A 16,037-nucleotide genomic window follows, 5' to 3' on the forward strand; every position below is an offset into this window, starting at 1 on the left:
TTACTCCTGCGGCAGGCCGAACAGGCCCGCGATGTTGCGCCGCGCGACCACGCGCACCATGTCGCGCCGGAAGTCGGCGTCGCCCCGGGCGTCGGACACGGGTTCGATGTCGGCGGCGACGATGTCGGCGGCCTCGGCCGCCACGTCGGTGGTGAGGGTCTTGCCGGCCAGGTACGCCTCGGCGCGCGGCAGGCGCACGGGGATGGGGGTGGACGCGCCGACGGCGATGCGCGCCTCGGTGCAGACCGCGCCCTGGCGCCGCGCGACGAAGGCCACGCTGACCAGCGGCCGGTGCTCGGCCGCCGTGCGCAGGAAGCGCGCGTACTGGCCGCTCGCGTCGGCGGGCAGCGCGGGCACGCGGATCTCGCTGAGCAGCTCGTCGGGTTCGAGCGCGGTGGTGTAGTAGTCCACCAGGAAGTCGCTCAGGGCCAACACGCGCTCGCCGCGCGCGCTGGCGAGCACCACCTGCGCGTTCAGCGCCAGCAGGCAGCCCGGCGGGTCGGTGGACGGGTCGGCGTAGCAGAGGTTGCCGCCGATCGTGCCCTGGTTGCGCACCTGCGGGTTGGCCACGCGCGCGGCCATGCTGGCGAGCATGGGCCAGCGCTCGCGCACCAGGGGCGAGGCGGCCACCTCGGCGTGCAGCGTGAGCGCACCGATGCGCAGGCCGCCGCGCTCGTCCAGCGCGATGCCGCGCAGCGCGCCGAGCCGGCCCAGCGACACCAGGTGCGAGGGCGTGAGCATGCGCTGACGCATGCCGAGCATGAGCGCGGTGCCGCCCGCGATCACGCGGCACTCGTCGCCCAGGTCGGCCAGCATGCGGCTGGCCTCGGCCACGCTGTCAGGTTCGAGAAAGTCGAAGTCAAGCATGGGCCGTCTCCTTCATGGCCCGCAGCGCGGCCAGCACTTTCTGCGGCGTGATGGGCAGGTCGGTGATGCGCACGCCCACCGCGTGGTACACCGCGTTGGCGATCGCCGGCGCGCCGGGCAGGATGGCGGTCTCGCTCGCGCCCTTGGCGCCGTGCGGGCCGTTGGGTTCGTGGGATTCCACCAGCCCGCCGCGCAGCAGGGGCACGGCGTCGGCGGTGGGCATGTTGTAGTCGGCGAAGTTGCCGTTCATGAGGCGGCCGCCTTCGAGCTGCAGCTGCTCGTAGAGCGTCCAGCCCATGGCCTGCACGGTGGCGCCGTTGGTCTGGCCGTGGATCGCCAGCGGGTTGAGGGCCTTGCCGCAGTCGTCGCTGACGTAGCTGTCGATCACCGTGACCTGGCCGGTCTGCGTGTCCACCTCGACCTCGACCGCCTGCGCCGCGAACGAGTAGGCGGGCGCGATGTTGCCGTGGACCTGGTCGTCGTGCATCTGGGTCTTGGCGTCCCAGCTGCCCATGACCTGGATGCCTTCGCCGCCGTGGCGCCAGATGTGCTGGCGCGCCACCTCGGCCAGCGTGCGCCGCTGCCCGGGTTGCTCGCGCACGCGGATGTGGCCTTCGGCGATCTCCAGCTGGTCGGCTGGCGCACCGAGCATCTGCGCGGCCAGGGCGAAGAGCTTGTCGCGCGCGGCCTGCGCGGCCACGATGGCGGCGTTGCCGGCCGCCATGGTCACGCGCGAGGCCAGCGTGCCGATGCAGAACGGCGCGCTGTCGGTGTCGGGCGCGACCACGAGCACATGGGCCAATGGCACGTTGAGCTCGTGGGCCACGATCTGGCTCAGCATGGTCATGGCGCCCTGCCCCATGTCGCCTTCGCTGCAATGCACCACCAGGCGGCCGTCTTCGTTGACCTTGATCATCACGGTGGAGCCGTCCCAGTTGCCGATGGTGCGGTTGCCGCTCACGTGCATGGCCGCGGCCATGCCCACGCCGCGCCGGCGGCTGCCCGTGCCCGGTGAGCGCGCGCGCTTCTCGCCCCAGCCGATGGCTTCGGTGCACTGGGCGATGCATTCGAGCAGGCCGGTGCTGCCGATCTGCCAGCCGTGGATGGAGGTCTCGCCACGGCCGATGGCGTTGCGCCGGTGGATCTCCACCGGGTCGAGCCCGAGCCGCTCGGCCATGGTGTGGATGTGGCTGTTGAGCGCGAACAGCATCTGCGTGCCGCCAAAGCCACGAAACGCGCCGTGCGGCGGTGTGTGCGTGTAGGCCATGGTGGCGTGCGAGCGCACGTGCTGCAGCCGGTGCATGTTGTCGCTGCGCATGGCGCTCACGTGCATGACCTCGGGCGAGAGGCCGCAGTAGGCGCCGCAGTCGGCCACGATGTGCACGTCCTTGGCGACGATCAGGCCCTCGCGCGTCATGCCCAGCTTGAGCGTGATGCGCTCGGGCACGCTGGAGCACGCGGCCTGGAAGTCCTCCAGCCGGTTGTTGACCAGGCGCACCGCGCGCCCGGTTCTGAGGGCCAGCAGGCCGGCCACCAGTTGGTTGTCGTCCTCGACGATCTTGCCGCCGAAGCCCCCGCCCACGGTGGCCGCCAGCACCCGCACGCGCGAGACCGGCAGCTCCAGCGCCGCGGCCAGGCGCGCGCGCGCCAGGAACACCGACTGCGTCGAGGTCCAGACCTGCAGGCGGCCGTCCGCGTCGATGGCCGCCACGCTGGCCATGGGTTCGAGGTAGCCCGGGTACTGCGCGTGCGTGGTGTAGGTGGCCTCATGGATCAGGTCCGCCTGCGCGAAACCGGCGTCCACGCTGCCGCGCTCGAAGCGGATCTCGTGCGCCACGTTGCCGCGCCCGGGGTGCACGCCGGGCGCGCCCTCGGCCAGCGCTTCCTCGGGGGTCAGCAGCGGCGGCAGTTCCTCGTACTCGATGTGGATCAGGTCCAGCGCGTCGCGCGCGATCTCTTCGGTGGTGGCCGCCACGGCCGCCACCTCTTCGCCCGCGAAGCGCACCACGCCCTCGGCCAGGATGCGGCGCTCCTTCTGGTGCACGCCCCACATCGTGCGCGGCGCGTCGGCGCCGGTGAGCACCGCCTTGACACCGGGCAGGGCCAGCGCCGCCGAGGTGTCCACGCGGACGATGCGCGCATGGGGGTAAGGGCTGCGCAGGATCTTGCCGTGCAGCATGCCGGCGACCTTGATGTCGCCGGCGTACACCGCGCGGCCCAGCACCTTGGCGCGGGCGTTGACCTGCGGCGTGTCGCGGCCCAGGGTGGATTCGCTCATGGGAGTTCCTCGCCTGGGCTCAGTCGGCCTGGATGTTCAGGTCTTTGATGAGCTTGGAGAGGCGCGCGTAATCGTCGGCGTTGATCTTCGCCAGCGCCTCGGGCTTGCCGCCCACCGGGCGTGAGCCGAAGGTCGCCATCTTCTCGACCACGTCGGGCATGCGCAGGATCTCGTTCATGTGCTCGTTGAGCTGCTTGACCACGGCCGGGGGCGTGCCCTTGGGCGCGAAGATGCCGTTCCAGGCGCCGAGCTTGACGTCCTTGTAGCCCTGCTCGGCCACGGTGGACAGGTTGGGCAGCAGCGGCGTGCGCTCGCCGTCGGTGAGCGCCACCGCCACCAGCTTGCCGGACTTGAGGTGCTGCTCCACCGCGCCCAGGGTGACGTAGCCCATGCTGACCCGCCCGGCCAGCATGTCGGGAATCATCGGGCCGACGCCGCGGAACGGGATGTGCTGCACCTGGATGCCGGCAGCGCGGTTCAGCCACTCGGCCACGATGTGCATCGGCGAGCCCGCGCCCGGGCTGGCGTAGGTGAGCTGCTTGCCGGCCTTGGCCTGGGCCACGAGGTCGGCCACGCTCTTGATGCCGCTCTCGGGGTGCGTCACCAGCAGCACCGACTGCATGGCGCTCAGCACGACCGGGTCGAAGCCGTTGAGCGCGTCGTAGCTGGCGTTGGGCGCGAGCTTGAGCACCATGGGCGCGGTGGTGAAGGGGTTGGGCGTGAACAGCAGCGTGTAGCCATCGGGTTTGGCGCGCGAGACGTAGGTGTTGCCCACCGTGCCGCCCGCGCCGGGCCGGTTGTCCACGATCACGGGTTGCTTGAGCCGCTGCGACAGCTTCTCGGCGAACAGCCGGGCGGTGGCGTCCGAGTCGCCACCGGGCGGATAGGCCACGACCAGGCTGATGGTTTTCTCGGGGTAGGCCTGGGCGGCCGCGCCACCCGCAAACAAGGCCGTGGCCGCCAGGGCCATGGCCATCCACTGTCGACGATCCGTTTTCATCAATGCACTCCTGTGAAGGCGATTCATGCCGTTGGGTGGGGTCCAGGCCGGTGTCCGTCCGCGCCATTTAGACGTTTCATATTGGAAACATGGGTTCACAACAGAAACACCTTCATCGTATGCCTTCGTCGTTGACTGATCAACGATGAAATCCCGATTTCTGACAATTTGTTGCAATTTAATTGACTGATCAACGACGAGATCGGGGCGCGAGGCCGATCGGGCGCGCCGCTTCCCTGAGAATCCCCGCATGCCCCAAGACGAGCCCCTGACGAACCCCTCTGCCCTGCCGCCCGAAGGGGTCGACGACGGCGCCAGCAACCCCTGGGCCGATCTGGCGCCCGATGGCGCGGGTCTGGCGGTGCACGACTTTTTGACCACCATGTTCAGCCACACCAGCAACGGGCTGCGGCGCGCGATCACCCTGCCCTATGCCAACCGCTTCGAGCTCACGGTGTCGGAGTGGCGCATCCTGTCCGTGCTGGCGCACGCGGGCTCACGGCCGTTCGCGGAACTGGTGGAACTCGCGGCCGCCGACAAGGCGCAGGTCAGCCGCGCGCTGCGGCTGCTGGGTGACCGGGGTCTGGTGGAGATGCAGACGCCGGGTCCCCGGGGTCGCAAGGGCCTCATCTGCTTGATGACCGAAGCCGGTCAGGCGCTGTACCAGGAAATCATGCCGCTGGCGCGGCGCAGCCAGGCGCAGATGATCCTCACGCTCAGCCGGGACGAGCGCCGCGTGCTGTACACGGTGCTCGGCAAGCTGCGGCGGCAGTGCGGGGCTGCCGACGCCGACGGCTCGATCGACGCTTAGATATCGAGCACCAGCCGGTCGCTCTTGCAACCGGAGACGCAGACCATCATGGCCTTGTTGGCCGCGCGCTCGGCGTCGGTCAGCACCATGTCGCGGTGGTCGGGGATGCCTTCGAGCACCTTGGTTTCGCACGAACCGCAGATGCCCTCTTCGCAGCTGAAGGGCACGTCGGCGTTGATCTCGATCAGGCGCTTGTGCAGCGTGGTGTCGGGCGTGACCTCGAACATCTGGCCGCTGCGGCGCAGCTCGACGGTGAAGCTGGTCTTCGCGTCGTCCGCGGCCGCCACCTCGACCGCCGTGAAGCGCTCGATGTGGGCGTTGCTGTGGCCCAGCGCGGCGCAGGTCTTCTCGAAGTTGTCGAGCATCACGGCCGGGCCGCAGGCGTAGAAGTGCTCGCTGGCCGCGGGCGCGCGCCGGCCCAGCAGGGCCGTGAGGTCGGGCGGGCCGCCCTTCTCGTCGTCGAAGTGCCAGGTCACGGGCACGCCCAGGGCCTCGATCTCGGCGATGAAGGCCGCGCTCTTGCGCGAACGCGCGAAGTACAGGAATTCGAAGCTGCGGCCCAGGTCTTTGAGGCGGCGCGCCATGCACAGCACGGGCGTGACGCCGATGCCGCCGGCCACCAGCACCGTGTGGCTGGCCTCTTCGTGCAGGCCGAAGTGGTTGCGCGGCGCGCTGATGGTGATGCGCATGCCCACGCGCAACTGCTCGTGCACGCAGCGCGAACCGCCGCGGCTGGTGCGGTCCTTGAGCACGCCCACCACGTAGCGGTGGCGCTCCTGGCTGTTGTTGCACAGCGAGTAGCTGCGCACCATGCCGTTGGGCAGGTGCAGGTCGATGTGCGAGCCGGCCTCGAACGGCGGGAACACGACATCGGGGGCGGGACGCAGGTCCACGCTGATCACGTCATCGGCTTCGTGGCGCAGCGTGTGGACCCAGGCTTGCAGGGTGGTGGCGTTGTTGCTCATCCCGCGATTCTCACATGGGCTTGTCGAGCTGGGCCTTGGCCAGGTTTCTCAGGTGGCGGCGCAGGCGCACGATGCCCATGTCGTGCGCGTACAGGTGCTCGCGCTTGTTGGCGTCGGGCTCCATGTTCTCCACCGCCACGCGGTCCTGCTCCAGCACGTTCCAGTGGCGCTCTTCCAGGCGGTTCTTGTAGAGGAAGCGCCAGGTGTCGCGCTGCCAGCCGGTCACGCGGCGGCAGCGCCAGTGGAACACTCCCGAGGTGCGGTTGCTGATGGGCGTGTAGCTGCCGATGATGGTGAAGTTGCCGCCGGGGCCACCGGTCTTGGGGTACGGGATCTCCAGGCGCATCACGTGGATGCCCAGGTCCATCCACTCGGTCCAGTCGAAGTTGACGCCGCGCTGGCCTTTCTTCTCGAAGCAGAAGCCGTTGGGGATGTCGCGGATCTGGAACTCGGCCTGGCTGTCACCCTCGCTCATGGTGTGCGACTGCTTGTGCAGGTACACGCCGTGCATCGGGTCCATCACGTTGTCGACCACGTAGCGGTAGTCGCCGCCCCACTCGGTGTAGCAGAGGAAGTTCGACCACTCGGGCGAGGTCAGTTCCTCGGGCAGCTGCAGCGGCGGCGCGTCGTCCAGGATGGGGTTGCTCGCGTTGTAGAGAAAGATCGCGCCGGCCGCTTCGGCGGCGTGGAACATGCGCGCGGGGCGCGAGCCTTCGAGCTTGCAGCCGGGGCTGCCGGGCACGCGGGTGACGGTGCCGTCGCAGCGCACTTCGACGCCGTGGTACGGGCAGGCCAGGCGGTCGCCCAGGTTCACACCCAGCGAGAGCGGCGCGCCGCGGTGCGGGCAGTGGTCTTCCAGCGCGTGGACCTGGCCGGCCTGGTCGCGCCAGAGCGCGATCTTGTAGCCCAGGCGGCGGATCGAGATCGGGTCGTTCTTCACGAAGCTGGACGGGCAGACCGGGAACCACAGGTCTTTGAGGCCGACTTCGAGGACGGCGTCGACCGGGTCGAGCTGAACGTTGATGACAGAGGTATCCATGGACGTGTCTCCTGGCGGTGGGGCTGGGGTCGGGCGGCGGGGTTCAGGCGCCGAGGCGGGCCATTTCCTGCTGGAAGGACTGCTCGGTCCAGCGCTGGCCATTGGGGCCCGAGGGCCCCGCGTCGTTGAGGTACTTCACCAGGCCTTCGAGGTCGTGGATGCCCTGAGCGTAGGCGCGTTCGATCGAATCGCCCAGCAAACCCTCATACGAGGTCGGGGGTGCGGTGCGCGTCTGGTGGGTTTCGTTGTAGAGGTCGGGGGTTCGCATGCGGTGTCTCCTTCGGTGTCGTCATTCCGTGGGCGGCTTGGGCTTGTCGGTCATGAATTTGCCGCTGGGCGCACCGGCGTTCACCTGGCGGCGCGTATGGCCGTCGATGCCGCCCTTGATGGCCCATTCGGCGAACACCGTCGGACCGGGCGTGAATTCACGCGGCTCCCAGTCGGCGGTGAGTTCGTCCTCGTCGGTGTAGTACTCCACCAGCGCGCCGGCCGGGCTCTCGAAGTACCAGAACATCGCCGAGGAGATCGGGTGTCGGCCCGGGCCGAGCTCGGTGCTCCAGCCGCTGCGCGACATGTGCATGCCGCCGCCGACCACTTCGTGCAGGTCGCGCACGGAGAAGGCCACGTGGTTCAGGCCCTTGCGCGGCTCGGGCGGCTGCAGCAGGAACAGGTCGTGGTGGCCGCCCTCGGCCGCGCAGCGCAGGAACAGGCCGCGCTCGGGGTACAGGTCGGAGACCACGAAGTCCAGGTTGTCGATGTAGAAGGCGCCGGTGGCCTTGAGGTCGGTCACGAAGAACACCACGTGGCCCACCTCGACCGGCGTGGCGCGGTCGTAGGCCGGGCTGCGCTGGTTGCGGCGCGGGCGGTCGCTCCAGGTGTTGACGAGCGCGCTCTCGATCTGCACCTCGCGCTTTTTCGTGAGCTGCAGGCGCACCGCCAGGCCATTGGGGTCGGTGCAGCCGAAGCGGCCATCGGCCTCCACGAAGCCGGGCTGGCCCTGCAGGCGGCTGCGGTAGAGCGCCAGGCTCTCGGCCGTGTCCACGCCCCAGACCACCTCGCGCAGCGTCGGGTCGGGCTCCACGCCGGCCGGCAGGCCGGGCTTGTCGGAGTGCGCCACGACCACGCGGCAGCCGTTGAGCGATTCGAACACCAGTTCCTGTGGAGATTCCTGCACCAGCGACAGGCCCCAGTCCAGGAAGAACTGGCGGCAGCGCGGCAGGTCGGCGGCGCCGTAGGTGATTTGATCGATGCCCAGTACGCTCATCTGCAATCCTTGAAGTGCCTGGCCGCCTCCGGGCGCCAAACGTTTCTTTAGTAAACCCGTGTTTCTTACTTGAAACAAACTGAATTCTACCGGCAAACGTTCGGCGTGGGAAGTGGCATGCAGACTAATTTGGTCGGCTATGCCCTGTCGGGCGTCGGGCAAGGCCCGTCGGCCAGCACCTTTTGCGTGACGTGGAACAGGCGGCCCTGGAACCAGGGCCGGATCTGCGCGAGCTGGGCTTTCAGCACCTGGCGAACGGGATCGGCAAAGGCGCGCTCCATGGCGTCCACCGAGTCGTAGGAGGATTCGAAGGTCATGTGCAGGCGCGGGCCGCCGTCCTCGATGGACAGGGCGCGCAGCACCCGCACGGCGCGCACGCCTGGAAAGCGCTTCATCAGCGGCACCACCTGCTCGATCACGAAGGCATCCAGGCGGTCCACGTCCTCCGGCTTCACGGTGCCTTCGAGACACGCGGTTCGAACGATCATCGCGGCCTCCTCACAGGCCCAGGCCGCCCAGCGACTTGCCACCATCCACGAACAGGGTCTGGCCCGTGATGAAGCGGGTGCGCGGCGACGCGAGGAAGGCAATGGCATGGGCGATCTCGCCCGGATCGGCGGGCCGCCCGCTCGGTTCGAGCGCGCTGGCCGCCGCGTGCTGCTCGGGCGTCATGGCGCGCGTCATGCCGGTGTCGGTGAAGCCCGGCGCGATCGAGTTGACCGCGATCTGCCGCTGGCGAAGGTCCATCGCCATGGCCCGGGTCAGGCCCACCACCGCGGCTTTCGAGGCCACGTAGTGCGCAAAACCAGTGCCGCCCAGCGCCGCGCGCGAGGACACCGTCACGACCCGACCGCCCGGCTTCATGCGCCGCGTGGCTTCCTGCGCGGCGATGAAGACGCCCAGCACATTCACGTCCAGCACAGAGCGGAAGTCTTCGTCGCGGATGTCGTCGAAGGACCGGGCGGGGCCGATCCCCGCCGCGCACACCATGACGTCGACCCGCGCCTCGGCGGCGATCAGCGCCGCGATGGCCGGGCGGTCGCACACGTCGACCGCGTGGCCGGCCGCGTCGCGCCCGGCCTGGGTGAGTTCCGCGAGCAGCGTGTCGACCTGCGCCGCGTTGCGGTCGATCACCACGACGCGGAAACCGTCCTCGGCCAGGCGCAGCGCCGTGGCGCGGCCGATGCCGGAGGCGCCTCCGGTGATGAAAGCGGTTTCCCTCTCGGCGGGGGTGGGGGTGGTCTGCATTCTTTTTCCTCTCAAACAGCGGATGGATCCAGGCGCCGGTGGGCCTGCAGCAGGCCGGCCAGGCGCTGGTACCACGCCGCCTTCGGGTCGCGCAGGCAGGTGTGGGTCGCAAAATGGTCCAGGCCGGGCTCTTCGTGCAGCTGGGACGGCGCCGGCTGCCTGGCCAGCAAGGCCGCCATGCGGCGGTTCGAATGAACCACCCGGGCACTGTCGGACTCGCCATGGCTGAGGTACATGGGGATGGTGTTGCCCACCGTCCAGCACAGCGGGCTCATCACGGCGTCGTGCGCCGCGTCGCTCAGCACCATGCTGTAGATGCGCTCTTCCAGGCTGGCCGCGGGGGGATCGGGGTGGTGCAGATCCATGATGCCGCTCACGGGCAGGCAGGCCCGGATCGCGCCCGGGGGAATGCCGGCGCCGCCCGCTTCCTCGCGCCGCAAGGCCACCAGCGCCGCCAGATGCGCGCCGGCGGAATGCCCCGCCAGGTAGATCTGGTCGCCGCGACCGCCGAAGTCGGCCGCATGGGTGATCACATGGCGGGTGAGCGCCAGGCCGTCTTCGAACGCCGCCGGCAGCCGGTGCCCCGGCGCCAGCCGGTAGCCCGGCGCCACCAGCACCATGCCCAGGCCGACCACGGCTGGCGCCATGAAGGCAACGTACTCCTTGTAGCCGTTGGTCCAGCCACCGCCGTGCCAGAAGATCAGGATGGGGGCGTCGTCCCGCGCATCGGTGGACCGGTACACGTCGCAGCGGTGCTGCGGATCGGGGCCATAGGCGCGGTCGCGCGCGACGGCGATGCCGGCCGGCAGCGGCGCGTCGGCGGCCCAGCCCAGCACGGTCTCTTCGTAGGCCTGCGCGGCTTCGAAGGGAAGCGGCGGCTGCGGTGAAAGGCGGGACAAAAGGTTCTGTGGATGGTGGGTCACGGTGCTTGCGGCGCTCAGTCCGCCTTGATACCAAATTCGGCCACGACCTTGCCATAGCGGACATAGTCGGCGGCCACCAGCTTCGCGAGCTTGCCAGGGTCTCCACCCGCTGGCGCGAGCGCGATGGTCTCCATCCGCGCGATCACATCGGGCATCTTGAGGATCTCGTTGACATGCTGGTTGATCAGCTGGACCAGGTCGGCGGGCATGCCCTTGGGCCCCATCAGCGCCTGCCAGGCCCCGACCTCGGCCCCCATGATGCCCTGCTCGGCGAGCGTGGGCACATCGGGCAGAAAGGGCGAGCGCTTCAGGTCGGCCACCGCCAGCGGCACCAGGCGGCCCGACTTGATGTGCGGCGCGGCGGGACCCAGCGTGGTGTACATCAGCGGGATCGCCCCGCCCACCACGTCGGCGATGGCGGGCATGCTGCCCCGGTACGGAATCTGCGTGATCTTCGTGCCGGTGGACTTGTTGAAGAGTTCGCCGAGGATGTGCATGGGCGAACCGTTGCCAGGGCTGGCGTAGCTCACGATGCCGCCGGCCTTGGCCTTGGCCACCAGCTCCTTCACGGAAGAAACGCCGGTCACGGTCGCCGCGACGACGAACAGCGATTGGCTGCCCAGCTGGACGATGGAGGTCAGTTCCGTGCTCGGGTCGATCGCGCTGCCGGCGGCCGTCATCACGTGGGGCGTGATGGCCGCGGTGTTGGGGGCCAGCAGCAGGATGTGGCCATCCGGGCGTGCCTTGGAGACGTAGTTGGTCGCGATGGTGCCGGCGGCGCCGGTGCGGTTGTCGACCACCACGGGTTGTCCCAGGCGGGGGGCGAGCTTCTCGGCGATCAACCGCGCCAGCACGTCGGTGTCGCCGCCAGCGGGGTAGCCCACCACGATGGTGACCAGCTTGTTGGGGTAGTTCGGCGCCTGGGCCTGCGCCTTCGGCGCGAGCAGCGCCGCGGCGGCGAAGGTGGCGAGCAGCAGCCGCAGCGAGGAGCGGCGATGGAAGGAGGTGTTCATGGTGTCTGAAGGCAATGGAGGGAAGGACGCTTCTGGCGCGCGGCAGGCGTCAGAAGGCATGGCGGATGCCGACGTTGTAGGCCCGGTTGCCCAGCCCTTGTTCGGTGGCGTTGCCCACCCGGTAGAAGCCGGTGGGGGAGCCCGCGGGCACGCTGTTGTCGATGCGCGCGATCGAGGCGTAGACACCCGTGCGCCTGGACAGGGCGTGCGTGTAGCCCAGCGCCCACTGGCTCGCATCGTGGTGGGCGGCGGTCCGGTCGTTCTTGCGGATGTACGAGGCCATGAACCGCCCTGCCCCATAAGGCACCGACACCCCCAGCAACACGTCGCGCGAATCCGCGTTGACCAGGCCGAACACCGCCGAGCCCTTGTTCACCACGTAGTTGAAATGCGCCGTCGCCACGCCAAAGTCGTATTTCGCCCCGAGGAAGCTCATCTTCGCCGGCACCGATGCGGCGCTGTTGACGTTGTGGTGGCCCAGCTTGACGTACACCGGACCCGACACATAGCCGATCGCGCCACCGTACTGGCGCCGCGCGCTGCTGTCGCCGGGCGTTTCGCCCAGGCCGTAGACCACATCGGCGGTCCAGCCGGCCTTGGCCGCGTAGGTGTAGCGCACGGTGTTGTCCATGCGGTTGTTGCCGCCCGCGCCGCCGGCGCTGATCAGGTTGGCGGACGTCCCGGCCAGGCCCGTGATGAAGGGATCCGTCTCGGTCTGGACGAAGGCGATGGGGGTGTACTGGCGGCCGAGCGAGAGGCTGCCGAAACCGCCCTGCAGGCCCACGAGCGACTGCCGCCCGAACGCGAGACCGCCCTGCCCCAGCGTGCCGTTGTCCGCGTTGAGCCCCATTTCCAGGACATAGAACGCCGAGAGCCCCGCACCGAGGTCTTCGGTGCCGCGAAAGCCCAGCCGCGAGCCGCCGGCGACGCCGCTGGTGAGCTTGGAGGCGCTGGCGCCGTTGGGCCCGCCGCTTTCGCGCACGAAGGCCAGGTCGACGAGGCCGTAGACCGTGCTGGTGCTCTGGGACCACGCGGCGCCGCTGACCAGGACCAGCGCGGGGAGAAGGGTGCATCGTTTCAGTTTCATGGGTACTTTCGGGACAGGGGGGTGAAAACGCCTCTTTCGCGGCGGGGAGAAGGCGGCTCACCGGCCCACGGAGGGCGGTCGGTGCGATAATTTCTCCGTTTGCGAAAGTCGCTGAATTTCATGAAATATACGTTTTTCATGAAATATTGTGCTTCGTATAAACTCCTATTTACTTCATGAATCAGTTCGTTGTAGAAGACCCCGCCCTCGATTCGGGCTCGCGCACCGAGCGCGCGTACCACCGCCTGCGGCAGGAAATCCTGTTGGGCGACCTGGGGGCGAACGACCGCTTGCGGGTCGCGGAGCTGGAAGAGCGGTTCGGCCTGGGGCTCACGCCCATCCGCGAGGCGCTGGCCCGCCTAGCCAGCGAGGGGCTGGTGTCCATGGAAGCGCGGCGGGGCGCGCGCGTCCTGGAGATCTCACTCGCCGAGCTGGCCGATCTGATGAAGACGCGCCGTGAGATCGAACGCCTTTGCCTGACCGAATCCATCCAGCACGGCGACGCCCGCTGGGAAGCAGAGGTGGTTGCCGCCCTGCACGTGCTGGGGCGCACCCCCCTGCCCGGGAGCGAAGGCAGCACCACGGATCTCGAGTGGGAGAAGCAGCACCGCCACTTTCATGCGGCGCTGGTGAGCGCCTGTGGTTCGGAGTGGCTGCTGCGGTTCTGGAACCAGTTGATGGACCATTCGCAGCGCTACCGCAAGGCCCGCCACAAGGGCCCGCTGGTGGCCCGGGACGTGCAGGCGGAACACCAGGCGATCCTCGACGCGGTCCTGCGCAGGGATACGACGGCCGCGGTCGCCCTCATGGAGCAGCACCTGCTCGCCACGGAGAAAGCGGCCCGCGCCGCGCTTGAGCAGCGTTAGCCGCCCGCCTGCCAGCCGCCGTCGGTCGACAAGGCCTCGGGCCGGTGCACCGGCATCAGCCAGCCGTGCTGCGGGCTGGTCTGGGCCGAGATGTCGATGCGCGGCGCGTGCGTGACCACCCCGCCGAAGATGGTGGCGAACGAGGCGTCGGCCGCGTCGCGCCCGGTGCCGATGCGCAGGAAGCCCATGGGGATCGCGGTGCCCGAGGGATCGAAGATGTACCAGCGGTGGCCCACATAGGCTTCCACGTAGGCGTGGAAGTCGGTCGGGCCCAGGGCGGGGTCGGCGCCGAAGTCGACCGCGGTGGTGAAGCGCGCGGGAATGTTGAGCGCGCGGCACATCGTGATCATGAGGTGCGCGAAATCGCGGCACACCCCCTTGCGGTCGTTGAGCGTGTCCAGCGCCGAGGTCATGGAATTGCTGGTGTTCGACTCGAACGTCACCTGGCTCTGCACCCATTGCTGGATCGCCTGCACCCGTGTGTAACCCATGGGCAACTGGCCAAACAGCTCGTTGGCCATGGCGGTGACGCAGTCGGACTGGCAGTAGCGGCTGGGGTAGATGTAGGCCAGCGCCTCGGGCGGCAGCTGGGCCACGGGCGTCTCGAACACGCTGTCGGGCTGCGCCACGTGGTGCTCGATGTCCACCGTGGCGCGGTAGCGCACCGACAGCGCGCCCGGCCCGGCGCTCAGGCGCAGCGTGCGCGTGCGCGTGGCCGCGTCGGTGTGCATCAGCAGGGGCACGGGCTGGCTGACCTGCAGCTGCTCCCAGCTCACGGTCTGCTGGGGCGAATGCGCGGCCTGCACGTTGAAGATGAAATCGGCACCGGGTGGGTGGATCTCGTACTGCAGATCGATGGCGAGGTGGATGCGAACCATGGGGGTCACCGTGTGGGGAGAAGTGGACCCGCCTTGCGGCGGGCGGCAGCGCGTGAAGGCGCTGTGTGATCGGTGAACGCCAGACAACCGTTGGACCATCTTAGGCCTTTGCCGCGGCTTCGTCGGTGCGCTGCCTCACCAAGCGCGAGGGCTTAAGCTCCACGCCATGCGCGCGCTGCTCTCGACCTTCTCCTTGCAAGAGTTGCGCCACCACCCCTGGCGCAACGCCTCGGCGGTGGTGGCGGTCATGCTGGGCGTGGCGCTGGCCTTCGCGGTGCACCTGATCAACGCCTCGGCGCTGGCCGAGTTCTCCAGCGCGGTGAGCTCGGTCAACGGCCAGCCCGACGTGGAGCTGCGCGCGCGTCAGGGCTCGCTGGACGACACCCTGCTCGCCCGCGTGGCCGCGCACCCCGGCGTGGCGCTCGCCAGCCCGGTGCTGGAAGGCCCCGTGCAGGCCCTCGCGCGCGACGGCGAGCGCCTGGGCGCGAAGCTGGTGGGTGTGGACGCGCTGGTGGTGGCCGGCCTCTCGCCCGCCCTGATGCCGGTGACCGACGGCGAAAACACCACGCGGCGCTTCGACCTCTTCGCGCCCGACACCGTGTTCCTCAACGCGGCGGCGCAACAGGCCTTCGCGGGGCAGAGCACCGTGCGGCTGCAGAACGGCGCGGTGCTGCGCGTGGCCGGCCGCGTGAACGCCCCCGGCGCGCCGCTGCTGGTGATGGACGTGGCCGCCGCGCAAGCGCTGATGGACCGCGTGGGCCAGCTCAGCCGCATCGACCTGCGCCTGGCCAGCGGCGCGCGCGCCAGCGAGGTGCTGGCCGCGCTGGACCTGCCGCCGAACGTGATCGCGCAGCGGCCCGAGCAGTCGGGCGAGCGCGTGAGCAACCTCTCGCGCGCCTACCGCGTCAACCTCACGGTGCTCGCGCTGGTGGCCCTGTTCACCGGCGCCTTCCTGGTGTTCTCGGTGCTCTCGCTGTCGGTGGCGCGGCGCCAGCCGCAGTTCGCGCTGTTGGGCGTGCTGGGCCTGTCCAGCCGCGAACGGCTGCGCCTGGTGCTGGCCGAGTCGGCCCTGCTCGGCCTGCTGGGCAGCGCGCTGGGCATCGCGCTGGGCACGGCCCTGGCCGCGCTCGCGCTGCGCCTGCTCGGCGGCGACCTGGGCGGGGGTTATTTCTCGGGCGTGGCGCCGCTGCTGTGGAGCCCGCTCGCGGCCATGGTCTACCTGCTGCTGGGCGTGGTGGCGGCGCTGGTGGGCGGCTGGTGGCCCGCGCAGGCCACCGCGCGCCTGGCGCCCGCGCTCGCGCTCAAGGGCCTGGGCGCGCCGCCGCGGCCCGGCGCGCGCCGCCACACGCTGGCATTGGCCCTGGTGCTGCTGGCCGCCGCCATGGCCTGGGCACCACCGGTGGCGGGCATTCCCCTGGCGGCCTATGTGTCGGTGGGCCTGCTGCTGGTGGGTGGCATCGCGGCGCTGCCGCTGGGCGTGGGCTGGCTGCTGGACCGCATCGCGCCGCGCATCGCGCGCCACGCCCTGCCGGTGCTCGCGGTGGAGCGCGCGCGCCGTTTGCGCGAGACCGCCGCCGTGGCCACCAGCGGCGTGGTCGCGAGCCTGGCGCTGTCGGTCGCGCTCACGGTGATGGTGGCGAGCTTTCGCGACTCGGTCACGCATTGGCTCGACGCCGTGCTGCCCGCCCAGCTCTACGTGCGCAGCGTGGGCAGCGGCGCGGGCGACGGCAGCCACCTGCCCACCGGGTTCGTGACCGCCGTGGCCGGTGTCCCCGGCGTGGCGCGCGTGGACACGCTG

Annotated in this window: 16 protein-coding genes; 3 read left to right on the forward strand and 13 right to left on the reverse strand. The window is 69.8% G+C overall.

Annotated elements, in window-relative coordinates; translation table 11 throughout:
- From AC3WPZ_RS01830 to AC3WPZ_RS01840, 3 genes are read right to left on the reverse strand one after another with little or no spacing between them, the layout of a single operon-like run.
- Complete coding sequence (locus AC3WPZ_RS01830; RefSeq protein ID WP_492437872.1) at positions 1 to 867, reverse strand: FAD binding domain-containing protein; 867 nt, start codon at positions 865 to 867, stop codon at positions 1 to 3.
- Complete coding sequence (locus tag AC3WPZ_RS01835) at positions 860 to 3,145, reverse strand: xanthine dehydrogenase family protein molybdopterin-binding subunit (protein WP_492437874.1); 2,286 nt, start codon at positions 3,143 to 3,145, stop codon at positions 860 to 862. The genes AC3WPZ_RS01830 and AC3WPZ_RS01835 overlap by 8 nt, the downstream gene beginning before the upstream one ends.
- Positions 3,146 to 3,164: 19 nt before the next feature.
- On the reverse strand, positions 3,165 to 4,145 hold the full coding sequence (locus AC3WPZ_RS01840; protein WP_444686947.1) for a Bug family tripartite tricarboxylate transporter substrate binding protein: 981 nt from the start codon (positions 4,143 to 4,145) through the stop codon (positions 3,165 to 3,167).
- Positions 4,146 to 4,395: 250 nt separating this feature from the next.
- Between AC3WPZ_RS01840 and AC3WPZ_RS01845 the strand changes: the two genes are divergently transcribed.
- A complete protein-coding gene (locus tag AC3WPZ_RS01845) occupies positions 4,396 to 4,956 on the forward strand; it encodes a MarR family winged helix-turn-helix transcriptional regulator (protein ID WP_492437876.1) in 561 nt (186 codons plus the stop codon).
- Here the strand turns inward: AC3WPZ_RS01845 and AC3WPZ_RS01850 are convergent.
- From AC3WPZ_RS01850 to AC3WPZ_RS01890, 9 genes are all read right to left on the reverse strand, one after another.
- The gene (locus tag AC3WPZ_RS01850) at positions 4,953 to 5,921 is read right to left on the reverse strand and encodes a PDR/VanB family oxidoreductase (RefSeq protein ID WP_382320733.1); all 969 of its coding nucleotides are present in this window, start codon (positions 5,919 to 5,921) and stop codon (positions 4,953 to 4,955) included. The two genes, AC3WPZ_RS01845 and AC3WPZ_RS01850, sit on opposite strands and share 4 nt — an antisense overlap.
- Positions 5,922 to 5,931: 10 nt before the next feature.
- Positions 5,932 to 6,960, reverse strand: a complete 1,029-nt coding sequence (locus AC3WPZ_RS01855; RefSeq protein WP_382156569.1) for a Rieske 2Fe-2S domain-containing protein — start codon at positions 6,958 to 6,960, stop codon at positions 5,932 to 5,934.
- 43 nt (positions 6,961 to 7,003) lie between these two features.
- Positions 7,004 to 7,228: a recombinase-like helix-turn-helix domain-containing protein gene (locus AC3WPZ_RS01860; protein ID WP_382156567.1), complete on the reverse strand. Its 225-nt coding sequence runs from the start codon at positions 7,226 to 7,228 to the stop codon at positions 7,004 to 7,006.
- Positions 7,229 to 7,249: 21 nt separating this feature from the next.
- Positions 7,250 to 8,224, reverse strand: a complete 975-nt coding sequence (locus AC3WPZ_RS01865) for a VOC family protein (protein WP_382320738.1) — start codon at positions 8,222 to 8,224, stop codon at positions 7,250 to 7,252.
- Positions 8,225 to 8,361: 137 nt separating this feature from the next.
- A complete protein-coding gene (locus AC3WPZ_RS01870; protein WP_382156563.1) occupies positions 8,362 to 8,712 on the reverse strand; it encodes an EthD domain-containing protein in 351 nt (116 codons plus the stop codon).
- A 10-nt stretch (positions 8,713 to 8,722) separates the two neighbouring features.
- Positions 8,723 to 9,472: an SDR family NAD(P)-dependent oxidoreductase gene (locus tag AC3WPZ_RS01875; RefSeq protein WP_444686950.1), complete on the reverse strand. Its 750-nt coding sequence runs from the start codon at positions 9,470 to 9,472 to the stop codon at positions 8,723 to 8,725.
- Between the two features lie 11 nt (positions 9,473 to 9,483).
- The gene (locus tag AC3WPZ_RS01880) at positions 9,484 to 10,371 is read right to left on the reverse strand and encodes an alpha/beta hydrolase (protein WP_444691258.1); all 888 of its coding nucleotides are present in this window, start codon (positions 10,369 to 10,371) and stop codon (positions 9,484 to 9,486) included.
- Between the two features lie 38 nt (positions 10,372 to 10,409).
- Positions 10,410 to 11,408 carry a Bug family tripartite tricarboxylate transporter substrate binding protein gene (locus AC3WPZ_RS01885; RefSeq protein ID WP_444686952.1) on the reverse strand — a complete coding sequence of 333 codons (999 nt, stop codon included), beginning with the start codon at positions 11,406 to 11,408 and terminating at the stop codon, positions 10,410 to 10,412.
- Between the two features lie 49 nt (positions 11,409 to 11,457).
- Complete coding sequence (locus AC3WPZ_RS01890) at positions 11,458 to 12,495, reverse strand: porin (protein WP_382320744.1); 1,038 nt, start codon at positions 12,493 to 12,495, stop codon at positions 11,458 to 11,460.
- A 176-nt stretch (positions 12,496 to 12,671) separates the two neighbouring features.
- On the opposite strand from AC3WPZ_RS01890, the gene AC3WPZ_RS01895 reads away from it, so the two are divergent.
- Positions 12,672 to 13,361, forward strand: coding sequence for a GntR family transcriptional regulator (locus AC3WPZ_RS01895; RefSeq protein ID WP_382320746.1), 690 nt, complete (start codon positions 12,672 to 12,674; stop codon positions 13,359 to 13,361).
- Here the strand turns inward: AC3WPZ_RS01895 and AC3WPZ_RS01900 are convergent.
- The gene (locus AC3WPZ_RS01900; RefSeq protein ID WP_444686953.1) at positions 13,358 to 14,239 is read right to left on the reverse strand and encodes a transglutaminase-like domain-containing protein; all 882 of its coding nucleotides are present in this window, start codon (positions 14,237 to 14,239) and stop codon (positions 13,358 to 13,360) included. The genes AC3WPZ_RS01895 and AC3WPZ_RS01900 overlap by 4 nt on opposite strands.
- A gap of 166 nt (positions 14,240 to 14,405) precedes the next feature.
- Between AC3WPZ_RS01900 and AC3WPZ_RS01905 the strand changes: the two genes are divergently transcribed.
- Positions 14,406 to 16,037 (forward strand): ABC transporter permease (locus AC3WPZ_RS01905; RefSeq protein WP_492437879.1); only part of this gene is annotated, 1,632 nt, incomplete at its 3' end.

The sequence above is a fragment of the Hydrogenophaga sp. FW305-3-2-15-A-LB1 genome (assembly GCF_058787875.1).